Genomic DNA, 18,915 nt, shown 5'->3' with positions numbered 1-18,915 from the left:
ACGCTGACGGAAATCCTGACCGTCGCGCGTAAAGGCGTATTGTGACAAGAAACCAGTACGATTGTCAGCCCACAACTCGCATAAACTCGCACAAATCAGGCCTGGACAAACAAAAAAGGCACATCAAATGATGCGCCCTTGTACTTTTCGGCTTCCCTGAAGCGGGCAAGCAATCAGTTTACTGCGTCTTTCAGCGCTTTACCTGCACGGAAACCTGGCACTTTAGCGGCAGCAATGGTGATCTCTTTACCAGTCTGAGGGTTGCGGCCAGTACGGGCAGCACGCTCTTTGACAGCAAAAGTACCGAAACCTACCAGTGCAACGTCGTCCCCAGCCTGCAGAGATTCAGTAACAGAAGCAATTAAAGCATCTAATGCACGTCCAGCTGCAGCTTTAGAAATATCAGCACCCGCAGCAATTTTGTCAATCAGTTGAGATTTATTCACTGTTCTCTTCCTCTCTTTATAATTTATATCGCGCCTGAGTCCTTCACAACGCGACCGCGCAGCAGTTATATCAGGCCTGCCATGACCTTACAACACCCGTTGTTGATGGCTAACCCAATCAGCAATCTAAATTAGCTATACAAAAAAAGGCTGGCAAGTCCGAATTGACTTACCAGCCTTGTTTTTATTGACGCTCTTTGCGCGAGGTCACTATTTTGCGGTTACAACCTGCATTCCGGAGGGTTCATTCTGCAGTGCGAGAGTCAGAACTTCCTCAATGCGTTTCACCGGATGGATCTGCAGATCGGCAATCACATTGTCCGGAATCTCTTCCAGATCGCGTTTGTTTTCGTAAGGGATCAATACGGTTTTGATCCCACCGCGATGTGCCGCCAGCAGTTTTTCTTTTAACCCACCGATGGGCAGAACCTGACCACGCAGGGTAATTTCACCGGTCATCGCCACATCAGCACGCACCGGGTTCCCTGTCAGACAGGAGACCAGCGCGGTACACATGGCAATACCTGCGCTTGGACCGTCTTTCGGCGTTGCCCCTTCCGGTACGTGAACGTGGATATCGCGTTTTTCATAGAAATCCGCGTTGATACCCAGTTTTTCCGCACGCGCACGCACCACGGTCAGCGCCGCCTGGATGGACTCCTGCATCACTTCACCCAGCGAGCCGGTGTAGGTCAGTTTGCCTTTGCCCGGCACACAGGCGGTTTCGATGGTCAGCAGATCGCCGCCCACTTCCGTCCATGCCAGACCGGTCACCTGACCAACGCGGTTTTCGTTATCCGCACGACCGTAGTCGAAGCGCTGAACGCCCAGGTACGCATGCAGATTATCGCCGTTAATCACAATGTGTTTCAGGCTCTTATCCAGCAGCAGCTGTTTCACCGCCTTACGGCACAGTTTAGAGATTTCACGCTCAAGGCTACGCACGCCCGCTTCACGGGTGTAGTAACGAATGATGCCGACAATGGCGCTGTCTTCAACAGTCAGCTCATTGGCTTTCAGCGCGTTACGCTCAATCTGCTTCGGCAGCAGGTGCTGCTTCGCAATGTTCAGCTTCTCGTCTTCGGTATAACCGGACAGACGGATCACTTCCATACGGTCCAGCAGCGGAGCCGGAATGTTCATGGAGTTAGAGGTCGCCACGAACATCACGTCGCTCAGGTCGTAGTCCACTTCCAGATAGTGATCGCTGAACGCCACGTTCTGTTCTGGATCAAGCACTTCCAGCAGAGCGGACGCCGGGTCGCCACGCATGTCCGACGACATTTTGTCGATTTCGTCGAGCAGGAACAGCGGGTTTTTAACGCCCACTTTCGCCATTTTCTGGATCAATTTACCCGGCATAGAGCCGATGTAAGTACGGCGGTGACCGCGGATTTCCGCTTCATCGCGTACGCCACCCAGCGCCATACGGATATATTTACGTCCGGTCGCTTTGGCGATGGACTGACCCAGAGAGGTTTTACCTACCCCCGGCGGCCCCACCAGGCACAGAATTGGGCCTTTAATTTTGTTCACGCGGCTCTGTACCGCGAGGTACTCAAGAATGCGGTCTTTGACGCGCTCCAGGCCGTAGTGGTCTGTATCCAGGATCTCCTGCGCCTGACGCAGATCTTTTTTGACCTTGCTGCGGGCGTTCCACGGAACCTGCACCATCCACTCAATGTAGCCGCGCACGACGGTCGCTTCAGCCGACATCGGAGACATCATTTTCAGCTTCTGCAGCTCTGCTTCGGCTTTCTCTTTCGCCTCTTTCGGCATCTTCGCCGCGTCAATCTTACGCTTCAGCGCCTCGTTTTCGTCCGGCGCGTCGTCCATTTCGCCCAGCTCTTTCTGAATGGCTTTCATTTGCTCATTCAGATAGTACTCACGCTGAGATTTCTCCATCTGCTTTTTCACGCGGTTGCGAATGCGCTTCTCAACCTGCAGCAGATCGATTTCAGACTCCATCATCGCCATCAGGTATTCCAGACGTTCGTTAACGTCGGACATTTCCAGCACGGACTGTTTATCAGCCAGCTTCAGCGGCATATGGGCAGCGATGGTGTCCGCCAGACGTGCAGGATCGTCGATACTGTTCAGCGACGTCAGCACTTCTGGTGGGATTTTCTTATTCAGCTTGATATAGCCTTCAAACTGGCTAATGGCGGTGCGTACCAGCACTTCCTGCTCGCGCTCATCAAGCTGCGGCGAATCAAGATACTCTGCCTTCGCAGAAAAGTGCTCGCCATTGTCAGACAAGGTGGTAATACGCGCACGCTGTAAGCCCTCTACCAGCACCTTCACGGTGCCATCAGGCAGCTTCAGCATCTGCAAAATAGAGGCCACGGTCCCGACGGTGAAAAGATCGTTTACACCCGGCTCATCCGTCGATGCTTCCTTCTGCGCCACCAGCATGATTTTTTTATCATGATCCATGGCGGCTTCGAGGCAACGGATAGATTTTTCCCGCCCTACAAATAAGGGTATGACCATGTGCGGATAAACCACCACATCGCGCAACGGCAACACGGGGATTTCAATGCGTTCAGAACGCTCAGGATTCATAGAGCTCTCTCTTAGTTTAGTGTCCGCCAGGTAAACTGGTCATGTAACTGTGCTTCACACAACCATTAACATGTATCCAGTATATGGGGATGTTTCCCACACATTCAACGCCATGAATACGGAAAAAGTAAAGGGGAGATAAAATCCCCCCTTTTTGATTAACTGCTTGTATGATTTGGTGAATTATTCGCCAGATGCCTGCTGTGCTTCAGGCTTACCATAAATCAGCAAAGGCTTGCTCTGACCACCGATTACGGACTCGTCGATAACCACTTTCTCAACATCTTCCATAGACGGCAGATCGTACATGGTGTCAAGCAGCGCGGCTTCAACGATAGAGCGCAGGCCACGCGCACCGGTTTTACGAATCATCGCTTTTTTGGCAATCGCATCCAGCGCTTCGTCACGGAATTCCAGATCGACACCTTCGAGGTTAAACAGCGCCTGATACTGCTTGGTCAGCGCGTTTTTCGGCTCTTTCAGAATCTGAATCAGCGCCTCTTCGCTCAGTTCGTTAAGCGTCGCCACAACCGGCAGACGGCCGATAAACTCAGGGATCAGACCAAATTTGATCAGATCTTCCGGTTCAACCTGCGACAGCAGTTCGCCTTCGTTCGGTTTTTCAGAAGTCGATTTCACCGTTGCGCCAAAACCAATGCCGGAGCCGGTTTCAACACGGTGAGAGATCACTTTATCCAGCCCTGCAAACGCCCCACCACAAATGAACAGGATTTTGGAGGTATCAACCTGCAGGAACTCCTGCTGCGGATGTTTACGACCACCCTGTGGCGGAACGGCAGCAACCGTGCCTTCGATCAGTTTCAACAGCGCCTGCTGCACACCTTCGCCCGAGACGTCACGGGTGATGGACGGATTGTCAGACTTACGGGAGATCTTGTCGATCTCATCGATGTAGACGATCCCGCGCTGTGCTTTCTGCACGTCATAATCGCACTTCTGCAGCAGTTTCTGGATGATGTTTTCAACGTCTTCACCCACATAACCGGCTTCGGTCAGAGTGGTGGCATCCGCCATAGTAAACGGAACGTCCAGCAGGCGCGCCAGCGTTTCAGCCAGCAGCGTTTTACCGGAACCGGTTGGCCCGATTAGCAGGATGTTACTTTTACCCAGTTCCACGCCATTGCTGGTATCGCCGTTACGCAGACGTTTGTAGTGGTTGTAAACCGCCACCGCCAGCACTTTCTTCGCCTGCTCCTGACCGATGACATAGTCGTCAAGATGATGACGAATTTCATGCGGGGTAGGCAACGCACTGCGCTCACGGTGCGGGGCAACTTCTTTAATCTCTTCGCGAATGATGTCGTTACATAAGTCGACACATTCATCGCAGATATACACGGACGGCCCGGCAATCAGTTTACGCACTTCATGCTGGCTTTTGCCGCAAAAAGAGCAGTACAGCAGTTTGCCCGAACCATCTTTGCGTTTATCTGTCATGAGTCCAAACCTCTTTTTAAGTTCTTTGTGCCGCACATGACGACGCAAATGCCATTCTCAGACGCAAGCTGCGGTAAGCAGAGTGCCGCCCTACCTTAGTATAGCGGCACAGTTGCGTCGCGGGCATCAATTACGATGGGTCAAAACGGAGTCGACTAAGCCGTACTCAACTGCCTCTGGTGCAGAGAGGAAGCGATCTCGCTCAGTATCACGCTCGATCTGCTCAAGAGATTGACCCGTATGCTGCGCCATAAGTTCATTCATGCGCGCTTTTACTTTCAGAATTTCGCGGGCGTGGATTTCGATATCCGTCGCCTGACCCTGATATCCGCCCAGCGGCTGGTGGATCATCACGCGGGAATTCGGCAGGCAGAAACGCTTGCCTTTCGCCCCTGCCGTTAACAGGAAGGCACCCATTGAGGCCGCCTGTCCCATACAGATGGTGCTGACATCCGGCTTGATGAATTGCATGGTGTCATAAATAGACATACCCGCCGTAATCACGCCGCCTGGCGAGTTAATGTACAGGTAGATGTCTTTTTCCGGGTTTTCCGCTTCCAGAAACAGCATCTGCGCCACAATCAGGTTTGCCATGTGGTCTTCCACCTGGCCGGTCAGAAAGATAACGCGTTCCTTGAGCAGACGGGAATAGATATCAAAAGACCGCTCACCACGTGAGGTCTGTTCAATAACCATTGGCACCAGAGCCATATGGGGTGCAAAGTTGTCTCGTTCGCCACTGTATGACATTTCCGTCTCCTGGATCAAAATTGAAAACACCTGCTGTACTGATTGTAACCTTATGGACGGATTATCAGCCAGTCTCATTCATCGTGATTACATACTTATGGGGTTTACACTGCCCTATTTCAAGCATAACAACCTTTTGGTGTTACGCTAACACTGAAAGGGCGTTTTAGCACTCTTCCTGGGCCTATTGGTGTGATAAAAAAAACCCGTCGCCTGAAGGCAACGGGTTTTTGTTCAAACTTTAAACCGTTGGGGCGAAATTACGCCTGCTGGTTCATCAGTTCGTTGAAAGAGGTCGCTTTTTCGGAGACTTTCGCTTTCGCCAGTACCGCTTCAACAGCCTGCTCTTCCAGCGCAACGTTGCGCATATTGTCCATCAGCTCTTTGTTCTTACCGTAGAACTCGATCACTTCTGATGGATCTTCGTATGCAGAAGCCATCTCTTCGATCAGGCCTTTCACACGCTCTTCGTCAGCTTTCAGCTCGTGGGTACGAATCACTTCGCCCAGCAGCAGGCCAACAACGACGCGACGTTTCGCTTGCTCTTCGAACAGCTCACGTGGCAGTTCCATCGCTTGCTGCTGGTTGCCACCGAAACGCTGTGCAGCCTGACGGCGCAGAACGTCGATTTCGCTGTCGATCAGTGCTGCAGGAACGTCGATCTCGTTCGCTTTCACCAGACCTTCGATCGCCTGAGATTTCACACGGTTACGCACAGCACCGTTCAGCTCGCGTTCCATGTTTTTACGTACTTCAGCACGCAGACCGGCTACAGAACCATCTTCCACGCCGAAACGTTTGATGAACTCTTCAGTCAGTTCTGGCAGTTCGCGCTCTTCAACTTTCTTCAGGTTGATGACGAACTTCGCTGCTTTACCTTTCAGGTTTTCAGCGTGGTACTCTTCCGGGAAGGTCACGTCGATGGTGAACTCTTCGCCCGCTTTGTGGCCTTTGATACCGTCTTCGAAGCCTGGGATCATACGACCCTGGCCCATCGCCAGTACGAAGTCAGTCGCTTTGCCGCCTTCGAACTCTTCGCCGTCTACAGAACCGGTGAAGTCGATGGTTACGCGGTCTTCAGCGTCAACTGCGCCGTCTTTGTCTTTCCAGTTCGCCTGCTGCTTACGCAGGGTATCCAGCATGCCGTCAACGTCTTCGTCGGTCACAGACACAACCGGTTTTTCAACTTCGATGGTTTCCAGACCTTTCAGCTCAACTTCCGGGTACACTTCAAACTCTACGGAGTAGGTGAAGTCTTCGCCCTGTTTGTATTCGCCTGGAACGTAGTTCGGTGCGCCAGCCGGATTGATTTTTTCTTTGATGATCGCATCAATAAAGTTGCGGCTCATCAGTTCACCCAGCACATCCTGACGCACAGAAGCGCCATAACGCTGAGCAACAACATTCATTGGTACTTTGCCCTTACGGAAGCCGTCAATACGTACTTTTTTTGCTACGTTGACCAGCTCGCTTTTCACAGCAGTTTCGATGCTGTCAGCAGCGATAGTAATCGTTACACGGCGGCCAAGGCCTTGAGTGGTTTCAACTGAAACTTGCATCTTGTTACCTCAAAAAAATCACAGTGCTCGGTCAACTCTGAATCTGTCTCGCAATACCGGGATGCTCTCTTATGTGCAGATTCACATTCCCTGTCGCCAGAATCATCCCGAAGACATTCATTAAGACGCGGCATTATAGCGGCATCACTTAGGTGAGTCGAGAACGGTTGGAGCATGTTGCTGCGGCTTTTTTCACACTTTAAGGCTATTTTTAGCCTCAAAAACGCACCATCCGCTCAAAACTCAGGCAAAACAAAACGGCCCTGAGGCCGTTTTGACGAAATCTGTATGCAACATACTGGAAAAACTCTGGCTGTTGCAAATCCGATTTATCAGGCTATGGTGCCCGCACCGCGACAAGGCGGTGAAGCGAAAACCGTATCCTGCAGTCCTTCCCATTCCTTAATGGTGTAAGTATGCAGCGCCAGCGCATGTACGGTTGTGGAGAGTTCATCCGTCAAAGTGCTGTAGATCAAGCGATGTCGGTTCAGGAAACGTTCTCCCGTGAAGCGATCGCTGACCAAAACCACTTTGAAGTGGCTTTCAGAACCTGCCGGCACGTTATGACGATAGCTTTCGTCGACAACTTCGAGGAACACAGGGTTGAACGCTGCCCTTAGTTTTTCTTCTATCTGCTCACGTATCATCATGAAATTACTCCTCCGACAACGCTAAGATGTCACCCATCCCTTTAAATGTTAGCCGCTTTTACCGTTTCCATTACACCTTGACAACAAATATTTAGCTTTCGTCTGATTTTTTCATTCAAACGAATGAAGTTCACTATGACGCTCATACGTTTTGTCATTTACGGGTGGAGAAAAGCGGTAAGCTGGTCAGTTTTCAGACAAGGCGATGAATTTACATGCGTTGACCACTTCCCCTCGCCGTTGGCGATGTTATGATGGCGGCAATTTTTCTCTCTAACTGCTTACGATTCGTTGAGAACCTGAAAATGTTAAAAAAACTCTTCTTTCCGTTGGTAGCACTTTTTATGCTGGCAGGTTGTGCAACCCCGCCAACAACAATTGATGTTTCACCAAAAATCACCCTGCCACAGCAGGACCCAAGCCTGATGGGCGTGACTGTCAGCATCAATGGTGCCGATCAGCGTCAGGATCAGGCGCTGGCGAAAGTAACCCGCGACAATCAGCAGGTAACGCTGACCGCCTCCCGCGACCTGCGTTTCCTGCTGCAGGAAGTGCTGGAAAAACAGATGACCGCTCGCGGTTATATGATTGGACCAAGCGGTGCGGTTGATCTGCAGATCATCGTCAACAACCTGTATGCTGACGTCTCCCAGGGTAACGTTCGCTACAACATCGCGACCAAAGCGGATATTGCCATCATCGCGACCGCGAAGAACGGCAATAAGATGACCAAAAACTACCGTGCCAGCTATTCCGTTGAAGGTGCTTTCCAGGCATCCAACAAAAACATCGCTGACGCGGTTAATAGCGTGCTGACTGATACCATCTCTGATATGGCACAGGACACCAGCATCCACGACTTTATCAAGCAGAACGCGCGTTAATTCCGCTTCCTGACCCGGCGTTTCGTCGGGTCAGTCTTATAAGAACATGTCCAGTCACTACTTGCGCATTTTCCAGCAACCAAAATCAGCGATTCTGCTGATCCTCGGCTTCGCCTCCGGTTTACCCCTCGCGCTCACCTCCGGCACGCTGCAGGCGTGGATGACCGTTGAGAATATCGATCTTAAAACCATCGGCTTCTTCTCTCTTGTCGGCCAGGCCTACGTCTTTAAATTCCTGTGGTCGCCGGTGATGGATCGCTACACGCCGCCGTTCCTCGGAAGGCGTCGTGGCTGGCTGGTGATGACGCAGGTCCTGCTCTTACTGGCGATTGCAGCGATGGGCTTCCTTGAACCCGCCACGCAGCTACGCTGGATGGCGGCGCTTGCGGTGGTGATTGCCTTCTGTTCCGCCTCGCAGGACATCGTGTTTGATGCCTGGAAAACGGACGTATTACCCGCGGAAGAACGGGGGGCGGGTGCCGCTATCAGCGTACTGGGTTATCGCCTGGGGATGCTGGTTTCCGGCGGGCTGGCGCTGTGGCTGGCTGACCGCTATCTCGGCTGGCAGGGCATGTACTGGCTGATGGCTGCCCTGCTAATCCCCTGTATTATCGCCACGCTGTTCGCGCCAGAGCCGAGCGACGTGATCCCGGTGCCACGTTCGCTGGAACAGGCCGTTGCTGAGCCGCTGCGTGATTTTTTTGGCCGTAATAACGCCTGGCTAATTCTGCTGCTGATCGTTCTTTATAAGCTGGGCGATGCGTTTGCAATGAGCCTGACCACCACCTTCCTGATCCGCGGCGTTGGCTTCGATGCCGGTGAAGTGGGCGTGGTCAACAAAACGCTGGGGCTGTTTGCGACCATTATCGGCGCACTGTATGGCGGTGTATTGATGCAACGTCTGACGCTTTTCCGGGCACTGCTGATCTTCGGTATCCTGCAGGGAGCGTCAAATGCAGGGTACTGGCTGCTGTCAATCACCGACAAACACACGATCAGCATGGCGTCTGCGGTATTTTTTGAAAACCTCTGCGGCGGCATGGGTACAGCAGCGTTTGTGGCGCTGCTGATGACCCTCTGTAACAAGTCGTTTTCCGCCACGCAATTTGCTCTGCTCTCCGCCCTTTCTGCTGTGGGTCGCGTTTACGTCGGTCCGATTGCGGGCTGGTTTGTAGAAGCCCACGGCTGGCCGACGTTCTATCTCTTCTCGGTGGTTGCGGCAGTGCCGGGGATTTTATTGCTGCTGGTCTGCCGTCAGACGCTGGAATATACCCAGCGAACAGAACATTTTATGCCACGAACAGAATATCAACGCGCCTACCGTTTTGCCTTACGTCTGTTAATGGCAGGATGCCTTGCACTGGCGCTGTGGCTTATTGTGCTCATTCTTAATGCCGCGACCGCGTTGTCGCTGCCCTTTGAAGCCCTGCTGCTGGATGCGGGAGCTCTTCTGGCCATCGCTGGCATCCTGATCGGCGGACTGCTTGATTTTCTGGCTTTACGTAAAACTCAGTTAACCTGAAGAAAAAAGCGAAAGGTTATTTCCCGTTGTAATCACGACCCGAAATTATAACGGCGAAATAACCGTCAGCCGCTAAAAAAATATTTGTTGTTTTGTGCGGGATAGCTTTTGGAAATTATTGGAGCGTTCTCCAGTTAACTATTTTCCATTAAACGATTCAGCTTTTAGAAGATTGAATTTTCGTTTTTTATTTGTCTTTTTATTGATAATCAATTGTTAATTATTTGTATATTTTTGACAATGGTTATACCAATTGCCCCTTTTAGGGTATGCTTGGGGGTGCTTTCGTTATAATGCCCGTCGCATGCGGCTTCCGTCATAAAAACCGACATAATTTGCAACACATGTGACATGTGCGGCAGAACCCGGTAACACCTTCCTGACACAGCCCTAATGATGTTTACAGTAATGTAACCTTCCCGTAAAATGCCCCCACACTTTAAACGCCACCAGACTCCCGTGGAATTGAGGTCGTTAAATGAGACTCAGGAAATACAATAAAAGTTTGGGATGGTTGTCATTATTCGCAGGCACTGTATTACTCAGTGGCTGCGATTCTGCACTACTTGACCCCAAAGGACAGATTGGACTGGAACAACGTTCACTGATACTGACGGCTTTTGGCCTGATGTTGATTGTGGTTATTCCCGCCATTTTGATGGCTGTTGGTTTCGCCTGGAAGTACCGTGCGAGCAATAAAGATGCGAAGTATAGCCCTAACTGGTCACACTCCAATAAAGTGGAAGCTGTGGTCTGGACAGTGCCAATTCTGATCATCCTTTTCCTTGCCGTACTGACCTGGAAAACCACTCACGCACTTGAGCCAAGCAAACCGCTGGTTCACGATGAAAAACCAATTACCATTGAAGTGGTCTCCATGGACTGGAAATGGTTCTTCATCTATCCGGAACAAGGCATTGCTACCGTGAATGAAATCGCCTTCCCGGCGAACACTCCGGTTCAGTTCAAAGTGACCTCCAACTCCGTAATGAACTCCTTCTTTATTCCGCGTCTGGGTAGCCAGATTTACGCGATGGCCGGTATGCAGACTAACCTGCACCTGATCGCGAATGAAGCAGGCACCTACGACGGTATCTCCGCCAGCTATAGTGGTCCAGGCTTCTCAGGTATGAAGTTCAAAGCTATCGCTACGCCAGACCGCGCCGCCTTCGACCAGTGGGTTGAGAAAGCGAAGCAGTCTACTAACACCATGTCTGACATGGCGGCGTTCGAAAAAGTGGCTACGCCAAGCGAATACAACAAGGTGGAGTACTTCTCTAACGTGAAACCTGATTTGTTCAAAGACATTATTGGCAAATTTATGGACCACGGTAAGAGCATGGACATGACCCAGCCTGAAGGTGAGCACAGCGCACACCAGGGTATGGAAGGCATGGACATGAGCCACGCGGAAACCGCTCACTAAGGGGCCGAGGAAGAAAATGTTCGGAAAATTGACACTGGATGCGGTGCCGTACCATGAACCTATTATCATGGTCACGATTGCCGCAATTATCATCGGTGGCGCAGCCGTTCTGGGCTTAATCACTTACTTCGGTAAGTGGAGCTACCTGTGGAATGAGTGGCTGACTTCGGTTGACCACAAAAAACTCGGTATCATGTACTGCATCGTCGGTATCGTCATGTTAATTCGTGGCTTTGCGGATGCGATCATGATGCGTAGCCAGCAGGCGCTTGCTTCTGCGGGTGAAGCTGGCTTCCTGCCGCCGCACCACTACGATCAGATCTTTACCGCTCACGGCGTTATCATGATCTTCTTCGTGGCGATGCCGCTGGTTATCGGTCTGATGAACGTGGTTGTGCCGCTGCAAATCGGCGCGCGCGACGTGGCGTTCCCGTTCCTGAACAACCTGAGCTTCTGGTTCACCGTTGTCGGCGTGATCCTGGTTAACCTGTCACTGGGTGTGGGCGAATTCGCGCAGACCGGCTGGCTGGCTTATCCACCGCTTTCGGGAATTGAGTACAGCCCAGGCGTAGGTGTTGACTACTGGATTTGGGCGCTTCAGCTCTCCGGTGTTGGTACTACCCTGACCGGTATTAACTTCTTCGTGACCATTCTCAAGATGCGTGCCCCTGGCATGACGATGTTCAAGATGCCGGTATTTACCTGGGCATCTCTGTGCGCTAACGTCCTGATTATTGCGTCATTCCCAATTCTGACTGTCACCATCGCGCTGCTGACCCTGGACCGCTATCTGGGCACCCATTTCTTTACCAACGATATGGGTGGCAACATGATGATGTACATCAACCTGATTTGGGCATGGGGTCACCCGGAAGTGTACATCCTGGTTCTGCCAGTGTTCGGTGTATTCTCCGAAATCGCGGCAACCTTCTCGCGTAAGCGTCTGTTTGGTTACACCTCTCTGGTGTGGGCAACCGTGTGTATTACCGTTCTGTCGTTCATCGTCTGGCTGCACCACTTCTTCACCATGGGTGCAGGCGCGAACGTAAACGCCTTCTTCGGTATTACCACCATGATTATCGCCATCCCGACCGGGGTGAAGATCTTCAACTGGCTGTTCACCATGTATCAGGGCCGTATCGTGTTCCACTCCGCGATGCTGTGGACCATCGGCTTCATCGTCACCTTCTCCGTCGGTGGGATGACCGGCGTGCTGCTGGCAGTACCGGGTGCGGACTTCGTTCTGCACAACAGTCTGTTCCTGATTGCGCACTTCCATAACGTTATCATCGGTGGCGTGGTCTTCGGCTGCTTCGCTGGCGTAACCTACTGGTGGCCAAAAGCGTTCGGCTTCACGCTGAATGAAACATGGGGTAAACGCGCGTTCTGGTTCTGGATCATTGGCTTCTTCGTGGCGTTTATGCCGCTGTATGTGCTGGGCTTCATGGGGATGACCCGTCGTCTGAGCCAGCAGATTGATCCACAGTTCCACCCAATGCTGATGATTGCAGCGGGCGGTGCAGCACTGATTGCCTGCGGTATCGCATGTCAGCTGATTCAGTACTACGTCTCTATTCGCGACCGCGAGCAGAACCGTGACCTGACCGGTGACCCATGGGGTGGCCGTACGCTGGAGTGGGCGACCTCTTCTCCACCTCCATTCTATAACTTCGCCATTGTGCCGCAGATCCATGAGCGCGACGCATTCTGGGAAATGAAAGAAAAAGGTGAAGCGTACAAGCAACCTGCTCATTACGAAGAGATCCACATGCCGAAAAACAGCGGCGCGGGCATTGTGATTGCCGCCTTCGCAACGGTATTTGGTTTCGCAATGATCTGGCACATCTGGTGGCTGGCGATTGTTGGCTTCGCTGGCATCGTAATCAGCTGGATTGTGAAGAGCTTTGACGAGGACGTGGACTACTACGTACCAGTCCGTGAAGTTGAGAAGCTGGAAAACCAGCATTTCGACGAGATTTCTAAAGCGGGGCTGAAAAATGGCAACTGATACTCTGGCGCACTCAACTGCCCACGCGCATGAACATGCGCACCATGATACAGGGCCGACGAAAGTCTTCGGTTTCTGGATCTACCTGATGAGCGACTGCATTCTGTTCTGCTGTCTGTTCGCTACCTATGCCGTTCTGGTGAACGGCACTGCGGGCGGCCCGACCGGCAAGGACATTTTTGAGCTGCCGTTCGTGCTGGTAGAAACCGCACTGCTGTTATTCAGCTCCATCACCTACGGCATGGCGGCTATCGCCATGTACAAAGACAACAAGAGCCAGGTTGTCTCCTGGCTGGCGTTGACCTGGCTGTTTGGTGCCGGATTTATCGGGATGGAAATCTATGAATTCCATCACCTGATCATGGAAGGCTTCGGCCCGGATCGCAGTGGCTTCCTGTCTGCGTTCTTCGCGCTGGTCGGGACCCACGGTCTGCACGTCACTTCGGGTCTGATCTGGATGGCCGTTCTGATGTTCCAGATCTCCCGTCGCGGCCTGACCAGCACTAACCGCACACGTATCCTGTGCCTGAGCCTGTTCTGGCACTTCCTGGACGTTGTGTGGATCTGTGTGTTCTCTGTTGTTTATCTGATGGGGGCGATGTAATGAGTCATTCAACCGATCATGGCGCTTCCCACGGTAGCGTAAAAACCTACATGACAGGTTTCATCCTGTCGATCATCCTGACGGTGATCCCGTTCTGGATGGTGATGAGCGGTTCTGCGTCTAAGCCGGTTATTCTGGGTGCAATCCTGGTAACCGCAGTGATTCAGATTCTGGTGCATCTGGTTTGCTTCCTGCACATGAACACCAAGTCCGATGAAGGCTGGAACATGACGGCCTTTATCTTTACCGTGATTATCATCGCTATCCTGGTAGTCGGTTCCATCTGGATTATGTGGAACCTCAACTACAACATGATGGTTCACTAAGAGCGGCGAGTATGTTTAAGCAATACCTGCAAGTAACGAAACCAGGCATCATCTTTGGCAACCTGATCTCCGTGATCGGAGGGTTCCTGCTGGCCTCTAAGGGCAGCATTGATTACACCCTCTTTGTTTACACGCTGATCGGTGTGTCACTGGTTGTTGCGTCCGGTTGTGTATTTAACAACTACATCGACATGGATATCGACAAGAAGATGGAAAGGACCAAAAATCGGGTGCTGGTTAGAGGCCTGATCGCCCCTTCCGTCTCGCTGGTGTACGCCACCTTGCTGGGTATTGCTGGCTTTATGCTGCTGTGGTTTGGTGCTAACCCACTGGCCTGCTGGCTGGGGGTGATGGGGTTCGTGGTGTATGTGGGCGTCTACAGCCTGTATATGAAACGCCACTCCGTCTACGGTACGCTGATTGGTTCTCTCTCCGGCGCTGCGCCTCCGGTGATTGGCTACTGCGCCGTCACAAACGAGTTCGACAGCGGTGCGGCTATCCTGCTGGCTATCTTTAGCCTGTGGCAGATGCCGCACTCCTACGCCATCGCGATTTTCCGCTTTAAGGATTATCAGGCAGCGAACATCCCGGTTCTGCCGGTCGTGAAAGGCATTTCGGTTGCCAAGAACCACATCACGCTGTACATCATCGCCTTTGCCGTGGCAACGCTGATGCTCTCACTGGGCGGCTACGCCGGGTATAAATACCTGGCCGTTGCAGCGGCAGTGAGCGTCTGGTGGCTCGGTATGGCCCTGCGAGGCTACAAAGTGGAAGATGACAAAGTCTGGGCGCGCAAACTGTTTGTGTTCTCGATTGTCGCTATTACGTCTTTGTCGGTGATGATGTCCGTAGACTTCATGGTGCCAGATTCACACAGCCTGCTGACATACGTCTGGTAAGTGTGCTGAATTGAAAAAGCCGGGTTTAACCCGGCTTTTTTATTGGGCTGGCGTAACGCCTTTCTTTAACAAAATATTGCCGTATTTCGCCGTCTCTCCCGTCACTACAATGGCAAACGCCTTCTGCGCCCGCTCATAAAATGCATACCGGTCGATACGCGTAATCTCCTCCCCTCCTCCCTCACCGAACAGCGCTTTGCGATAACGCGCTTCTACCTGCGCATCAAGCGTATCCCCTGCAACAGGAGCCATCATCACCAGCGGCGGCGCATAGCTGTCGAGTTCAAAGAGCGGGATCACCGCGGCCAGTAAATCACTTACGCGCAGGCCATCCGCGCGAATGACTTTTGGCCCCAGGCTGTGCGCGGGAAAGTGGGCATCAGAAAAAATGATCTCATCTCCGTGCCCCATTTCAGCCAGTGTTTTTAAAAGCTCCGGCGAAATCAGCGGCGATATCGTTTTAAGCATAGGTCTGTTCCTTCGGATAAAAATAGCGGTAGCGGTACTGGACCCGGCCGCGCGCGTCTTCGGCACTCGCCGCCTCTCCGGCTCCCCACCAGCCGTATAACGATGCACCCAGCACGGTGGTTTCACCGTCATCAAGAACCTTCACCGGGATACCGAGCGCATCGGCTTTTAGCTGATTCCACAGCGCATTGCGGCTTCCACCGCCCACCAGCAGCAGCTCGCGCGCCTTAAACTGTGCGATGGCCTCCAGGGCGATAAGATTTTCTTTCAGCCGCGCCGTCAGCCCTTCGAGCGCCGCACGGTAAAAGTGAGCAGGCGTGGTATTGAGCGTCACGCCCTGCCATCCGGCGAGCGGAGAATCAAGCAGCCGGGTATTCATCTGCACCCCGTCTGCCCCCTCCGGTATTGCCGCCGCCTCAGCCAGAATAGTGTCCCAGCCCGTCTCTGCGGGCCAGAACAGCGAGCGGACCCACTCCAGCACGCCGGATGCCATATATTGCGTCCCCGGATTATAAAGCCCCGTCTGGCTGTCCAGTTCACAGGTTGCGCCAGGGTACTGCACCAGTAAAGGCGTATTCACCTGTGACGTCCGTGCCATCAGGATTTCCCAGGTCCCTGAAGAGAGAATGGGTTCATTAATGCCTGCGCCCGCGCCAAAAAGCGCAAACTGCGTATCATGCCCGGCGGAGATCACCGGCACGCCACAGGGTAGCCCAAGCCTGTGCGCTGCGTCCGGCTGCAGCTCACCAATCACCTCACCAGGAGAAACCAGAGCGGGGAAAAGCGAGCGAGATACTCCCACCTTCTCCAGAATCGTTTCGCTGAACTGGCGCTGATGAAGATCGAACATCTGGCTGGTGCCTGCCATAGTGAGATCGGTCGTCATCCTTCCGGTCAGGCGATGATTGATAAGCGAGGAGATAAAAAGCCAGGCGTGGGCACGGGACAACAGATCGGAATGGTTTTCCTTCAGCCATAATAACTTGTACAACGTATTGAAACTAAACTGCCCCACTCCTGTGATCCGCTGTAATTCAGCGGAGAAGCCTGTACGGGCAACATCGTCCATCACCGGAACAGTACGCGGGCATTTCCAGCTAATGACCGGGTAAAGCAGCTCTCCCCTTTCATCCACCAGCGCACCATCCACACCAAAGGTGGTTACGCTGATCCCACACAGCCGGTACTCACTCAGCACCTCGCCAATCGTCTGACAACACATAGCAAAACGCTGCATGATGGCGTCAAGCGACCACTGGTGCCACGCCGGGTTTTCAGCAGCGCGCTCGCTGGCATTGGCAACAGCCGCGCGCGCCACAATCTTCCCTTCGGGATCGAGCGCGATCGCACGCACGTTGGTTGCGCCGCAGTCGAGAACCAGAAAACATTTTTTCATCACGGCCCCCACAGGTTGCCAGCCCGCCTGAGTAGGCTGGCAGACAGGCTTAACGTTTGTACAGCGGCCCGTAGTTTTCACAGGCGCGGTAATCCTGCCCTTCTACGTCCATCCCGTGAGCGCCCCACGCCGTCGGGCGATAAATCTGCTCGTCCGGCACGTTATGCATGCACACAGGAATGCGCAGCATCGAGGCCAGGGTGATGAAATCAGCACCGACGTGCCCTACGGTTAACACCCCGTGGTTAGCCCCCCAGTTTGCCATTACTGAATAGACGTCGGAGAACGGTCCTTTGCCAGTCAGACGTGGGGCAAACCAGGTGGTAGGCCAGGTGGAATCCGTGCGTTTGTTCAGAATGTCATGCACCTCTTCTGGCAAATCGACGCTCCAGCCCTCGGCAATCTGTAATACCGGGCCAATTCCCTTAATAATATTCACGCGGGTCATGGTAAACGGCACGCCGCCTCGGGTCAGGAAGTTTGAGGAGAAGCCACCGCCACGGAAATACTCATGCACCGCCGGACACCAGTGGGTGGCGGCCAGGCAGGCATTGGCTTCCTCTTCGGTGATCTCCCAGTGGGGTTTCAGCGTCGGTTTCCCTTCAGCATTTTTCTGCTCCGCCGTGCCGTCCAGCGCAGCCGAGCCGGAGTTGATCAGGTGAATAATGCCGTGCTCCGCAAGCCCGGTCAGTTTCTGGCCGGTAACGCGTTCAACCGACTCCGGCGACCAGTAAGTACGCACATCGGCGAAGATCTGCGCGGTGCCGGTCATCAGGTGCCCAAAGAGCATTGCCACGCCGTTCAGACTGTCATTTTCGGTCGCCACCACGTAAGGCTGGCGAATGCCATTCCAGTCGAAAGAGCTGTTAAGCAGCGCCTCTGCGGTATCGCCGTTGGGATAATGATCGGTCCAGTGACGCTGCCCCTGGAAACCGGAAGCTATCGCGTTATAGCCCAGCGACTCCTCCACGCGGCCCATCTCAGCAAGTTTAGGGTTGCCCTGCATCATGTCGCGTATACACATCGCCATCAGCAGGCTTTCCCGCAGGATCGCTGCATTTTGCTGCTCGTTGCGGCGATACTGCTGCGCATTTTTATCTTCGCCGAAGCGGAAATGCTCTTTGGCCCAGCCCAGTGCCAGTTCAAGCTCCTGTTCATCGTAGATCTTATGATCGATACGACGGCGCAGCTCGGTCATATCTACCGCCTGCACCTTCATACCAAGCCATGACTCAAAGAAGTTATGATCGACAATCGAGCCTGCGATCCCCATCGAAACACCGCCCACCGACAGATAACTTTTCCCCTTCATGCTCGCCACGGCCAGGCCAGCACGGGCAAAACGCAGCAGCTTTTCCTCGACATCCGCCGGAATCACCTCGTCGCCCGCATCCTGCACATCATGACCATAGATCGAAAATGCCGGAATCCCTTTCTGGTTGTGCGCAGCCAGCGCAGCCGCCAGATAGACCGCGCCAGGGCGCTCGGTGCCGTTAAAGCCCCAGATAGCTTTAGGGCGCAGCGGGTCCATATCGATGGTTTCGCTGCCGTAGCACCAGCACGGGGTCACGGTAATCGTCAGGCCAACGTGAGAGGTGCTGAACTTCTCTTCGCAGGCGGCGGATTCCGCCATACCGGCGATGCAACTGTCGGCAATCACGCATTCAACGGGCGTTCCACAGGGGTGACGCAATTTTTCACTCAGCAGCGCAGCCGTGGCTTTCGCCATGTTCATGGTCTGCTCTTCCAGAGATTCGCGCACTCCCATCCGGCGGCCATCAATTACAGGTCGAATGCCAATACGGGGTAACGCTTTTTTCGTTTTCATAGCCCTTCCTCACGTTGGTTAACCTATCCGCTTCGTGGGCGTAGCCGTGCCAAAAGCGCATCGACAGCACCGGAAACAGAGAATAATGAAATTTGCTAACTCGAATTAGCTTAGGTTTCATAACAA

Annotated in this window: 16 protein-coding genes; 7 read left to right on the top strand and 9 right to left on the bottom strand. The window is 53.1% G+C overall.

All coding sequences use genetic code 11. From position 1 onward, the window contains the following. Window positions 1–173: 173 nt before the first annotated feature. From hupB to bolA, 6 genes are all read right to left on the bottom strand, one after another. Window positions 174–446: a nucleoid-associated protein HU-beta gene (gene hupB / locus EoCCA6_RS17160; protein WP_002444653.1), complete on the bottom strand. Its 273-nt coding sequence runs from the start codon at window positions 444–446 to the stop codon at window positions 174–176. Between the two features lie 210 nt (window positions 447–656). After that, on the bottom strand, window positions 657–3,011 hold the full coding sequence (gene lon / locus EoCCA6_RS17155; RefSeq protein ID WP_152083668.1) for an endopeptidase La: 2,355 nt from the start codon (window positions 3,009–3,011) through the stop codon (window positions 657–659). A gap of 183 nt (window positions 3,012–3,194) precedes the next feature. Further along, window positions 3,195–4,469 (bottom strand): ATP-dependent protease ATP-binding subunit ClpX, encoded by a 1,275-nt coding sequence (gene clpX, locus EoCCA6_RS17150; RefSeq protein ID WP_152083667.1) that lies wholly within the window; start codon window positions 4,467–4,469, stop codon window positions 3,195–3,197. Between the two features lie 126 nt (window positions 4,470–4,595). Further along, window positions 4,596–5,219 (bottom strand): ATP-dependent Clp endopeptidase proteolytic subunit ClpP, encoded by a 624-nt coding sequence (gene clpP / locus EoCCA6_RS17145; RefSeq protein WP_014069126.1) that lies wholly within the window; start codon window positions 5,217–5,219, stop codon window positions 4,596–4,598. Between the two features lie 260 nt (window positions 5,220–5,479). Beyond that, the gene (tig, locus tag EoCCA6_RS17140; RefSeq protein WP_152083666.1) at window positions 5,480–6,778 is read right to left on the bottom strand and encodes a trigger factor; all 1,299 of its coding nucleotides are present in this window, start codon (window positions 6,776–6,778) and stop codon (window positions 5,480–5,482) included. Between the two features lie 332 nt (window positions 6,779–7,110). After that, on the bottom strand, window positions 7,111–7,428 hold the full coding sequence (gene bolA, locus EoCCA6_RS17135) for a transcriptional regulator BolA (RefSeq protein ID WP_006809882.1): 318 nt from the start codon (window positions 7,426–7,428) through the stop codon (window positions 7,111–7,113). 305 nt (window positions 7,429–7,733) lie between these two features. Here bolA and EoCCA6_RS17130 point away from each other — a divergent pair, with 305 nt between their 5' ends. The 7 genes from EoCCA6_RS17130 to cyoE all read left to right on the top strand — a co-directional run bounded on the left by EoCCA6_RS17130 (window position 7,734) and on the right by cyoE (window position 15,097). Beyond that, on the top strand, window positions 7,734–8,312 hold the full coding sequence (locus EoCCA6_RS17130) for a lipoprotein (protein ID WP_014882772.1): 579 nt from the start codon (window positions 7,734–7,736) through the stop codon (window positions 8,310–8,312). A 46-nt stretch (window positions 8,313–8,358) separates the two neighbouring features. Further along, window positions 8,359–9,834: a muropeptide MFS transporter AmpG gene (gene ampG / locus EoCCA6_RS17125; RefSeq protein ID WP_152083665.1), complete on the top strand. Its 1,476-nt coding sequence runs from the start codon at window positions 8,359–8,361 to the stop codon at window positions 9,832–9,834. Window positions 9,835–10,312: 478 nt separating this feature from the next. Beyond that, the gene (gene cyoA / locus EoCCA6_RS17120) at window positions 10,313–11,260 is read left to right on the top strand and encodes a cytochrome o ubiquinol oxidase subunit II (protein ID WP_152083664.1); all 948 of its coding nucleotides are present in this window, start codon (window positions 10,313–10,315) and stop codon (window positions 11,258–11,260) included. Window positions 11,261–11,276: 16 nt separating this feature from the next. Continuing rightward, a complete protein-coding gene (gene cyoB, locus EoCCA6_RS17115) occupies window positions 11,277–13,268 on the top strand; it encodes a cytochrome o ubiquinol oxidase subunit I (RefSeq protein ID WP_152083663.1) in 1,992 nt (663 codons plus the stop codon). Next, window positions 13,258–13,872 (top strand): cytochrome o ubiquinol oxidase subunit III, encoded by a 615-nt coding sequence (locus EoCCA6_RS17110; protein WP_152083662.1) that lies wholly within the window; start codon window positions 13,258–13,260, stop codon window positions 13,870–13,872. The genes cyoB and EoCCA6_RS17110 overlap by 11 nt, the downstream gene beginning before the upstream one ends. Further along, on the top strand, window positions 13,872–14,198 hold the full coding sequence (locus tag EoCCA6_RS17105) for a cytochrome o ubiquinol oxidase subunit IV (RefSeq protein ID WP_152083661.1): 327 nt from the start codon (window positions 13,872–13,874) through the stop codon (window positions 14,196–14,198). Before EoCCA6_RS17110 ends, EoCCA6_RS17105 begins: the two co-directional genes overlap by 1 nt. An 11-nt stretch (window positions 14,199–14,209) precedes the next feature. Beyond that, on the top strand, window positions 14,210–15,097 hold the full coding sequence (gene cyoE, locus EoCCA6_RS17100; RefSeq protein WP_152083660.1) for a heme o synthase: 888 nt from the start codon (window positions 14,210–14,212) through the stop codon (window positions 15,095–15,097). Window positions 15,098–15,136: 39 nt separating this feature from the next. Here the strand turns inward: cyoE and fucU are convergent, their stop codons facing one another. From fucU to fucI, 3 genes are read right to left on the bottom strand one after another with little or no spacing between them, the layout of a single operon-like run. After that, complete coding sequence (fucU, locus tag EoCCA6_RS17095; protein ID WP_152083659.1) at window positions 15,137–15,565, bottom strand: L-fucose mutarotase; 429 nt, start codon at window positions 15,563–15,565, stop codon at window positions 15,137–15,139. Further along, complete coding sequence (gene fucK / locus EoCCA6_RS17090; protein WP_232623285.1) at window positions 15,558–16,964, bottom strand: L-fuculokinase; 1,407 nt, start codon at window positions 16,962–16,964, stop codon at window positions 15,558–15,560. Before fucK ends, fucU begins: the two co-directional genes overlap by 8 nt. Window positions 16,965–17,010: 46 nt before the next feature. After that, window positions 17,011–18,789, bottom strand: a complete 1,779-nt coding sequence (gene fucI, locus EoCCA6_RS17085; RefSeq protein WP_152083657.1) for an L-fucose isomerase — start codon at window positions 18,787–18,789, stop codon at window positions 17,011–17,013. Window positions 18,790–18,915 lie beyond the last annotated feature (126 nt).

Source organism: Enterobacter oligotrophicus (assembly GCF_009176645.1).
GTDB lineage: Bacteria > Pseudomonadota > Gammaproteobacteria > Enterobacterales > Enterobacteriaceae > Enterobacter > Enterobacter oligotrophicus.
This window is presented reverse-complemented; position numbering and strand designations above follow the sequence as displayed.

Bases quoted from the DNA above. Each gene is read 5' to 3' on its own strand.
- clpP (WP_014069126.1), bottom strand. From the start codon at position 5,219: ATGTCATACAGTGGCGAACGAGACAACTTTGCACCCCATATGGCTCTG.
- bolA (WP_006809882.1), bottom strand. From the start codon at position 7,428: ATGATGATACGTGAGCAGATAGAAGAAAAACTAAGGGCAGCGTTCAAC.
- EoCCA6_RS17110 (WP_152083662.1), top strand. From the start codon at position 13,258: ATGGCAACTGATACTCTGGCGCACTCAACTGCCCACGCGCATGAACAT.
- EoCCA6_RS17130 (WP_014882772.1), top strand. From the start codon at position 7,734: ATGTTAAAAAAACTCTTCTTTCCGTTGGTAGCACTTTTTATGCTGGCA.
- lon (WP_152083668.1), bottom strand. From the start codon at position 3,011: ATGAATCCTGAGCGTTCTGAACGCATTGAAATCCCCGTGTTGCCGTTG.
- cyoA (WP_152083664.1), top strand. From the start codon at position 10,313: ATGAGACTCAGGAAATACAATAAAAGTTTGGGATGGTTGTCATTATTC.
- fucI (WP_152083657.1), bottom strand. From the start codon at position 18,789: ATGAAAACGAAAAAAGCGTTACCCCGTATTGGCATTCGACCTGTAATT.
- cyoE (WP_152083660.1), top strand. From the start codon at position 14,210: ATGTTTAAGCAATACCTGCAAGTAACGAAACCAGGCATCATCTTTGGC.
- EoCCA6_RS17105 (WP_152083661.1), top strand. From the start codon at position 13,872: ATGAGTCATTCAACCGATCATGGCGCTTCCCACGGTAGCGTAAAAACC.
- cyoB (WP_152083663.1), top strand. From the start codon at position 11,277: ATGTTCGGAAAATTGACACTGGATGCGGTGCCGTACCATGAACCTATT.
- fucU (WP_152083659.1), bottom strand. From the start codon at position 15,565: ATGCTTAAAACGATATCGCCGCTGATTTCGCCGGAGCTTTTAAAAACA.
- ampG (WP_152083665.1), top strand. From the start codon at position 8,359: ATGTCCAGTCACTACTTGCGCATTTTCCAGCAACCAAAATCAGCGATT.
- tig (WP_152083666.1), bottom strand. From the start codon at position 6,778: ATGCAAGTTTCAGTTGAAACCACTCAAGGCCTTGGCCGCCGTGTAACG.
- clpX (WP_152083667.1), bottom strand. From the start codon at position 4,469: ATGACAGATAAACGCAAAGATGGTTCGGGCAAACTGCTGTACTGCTCT.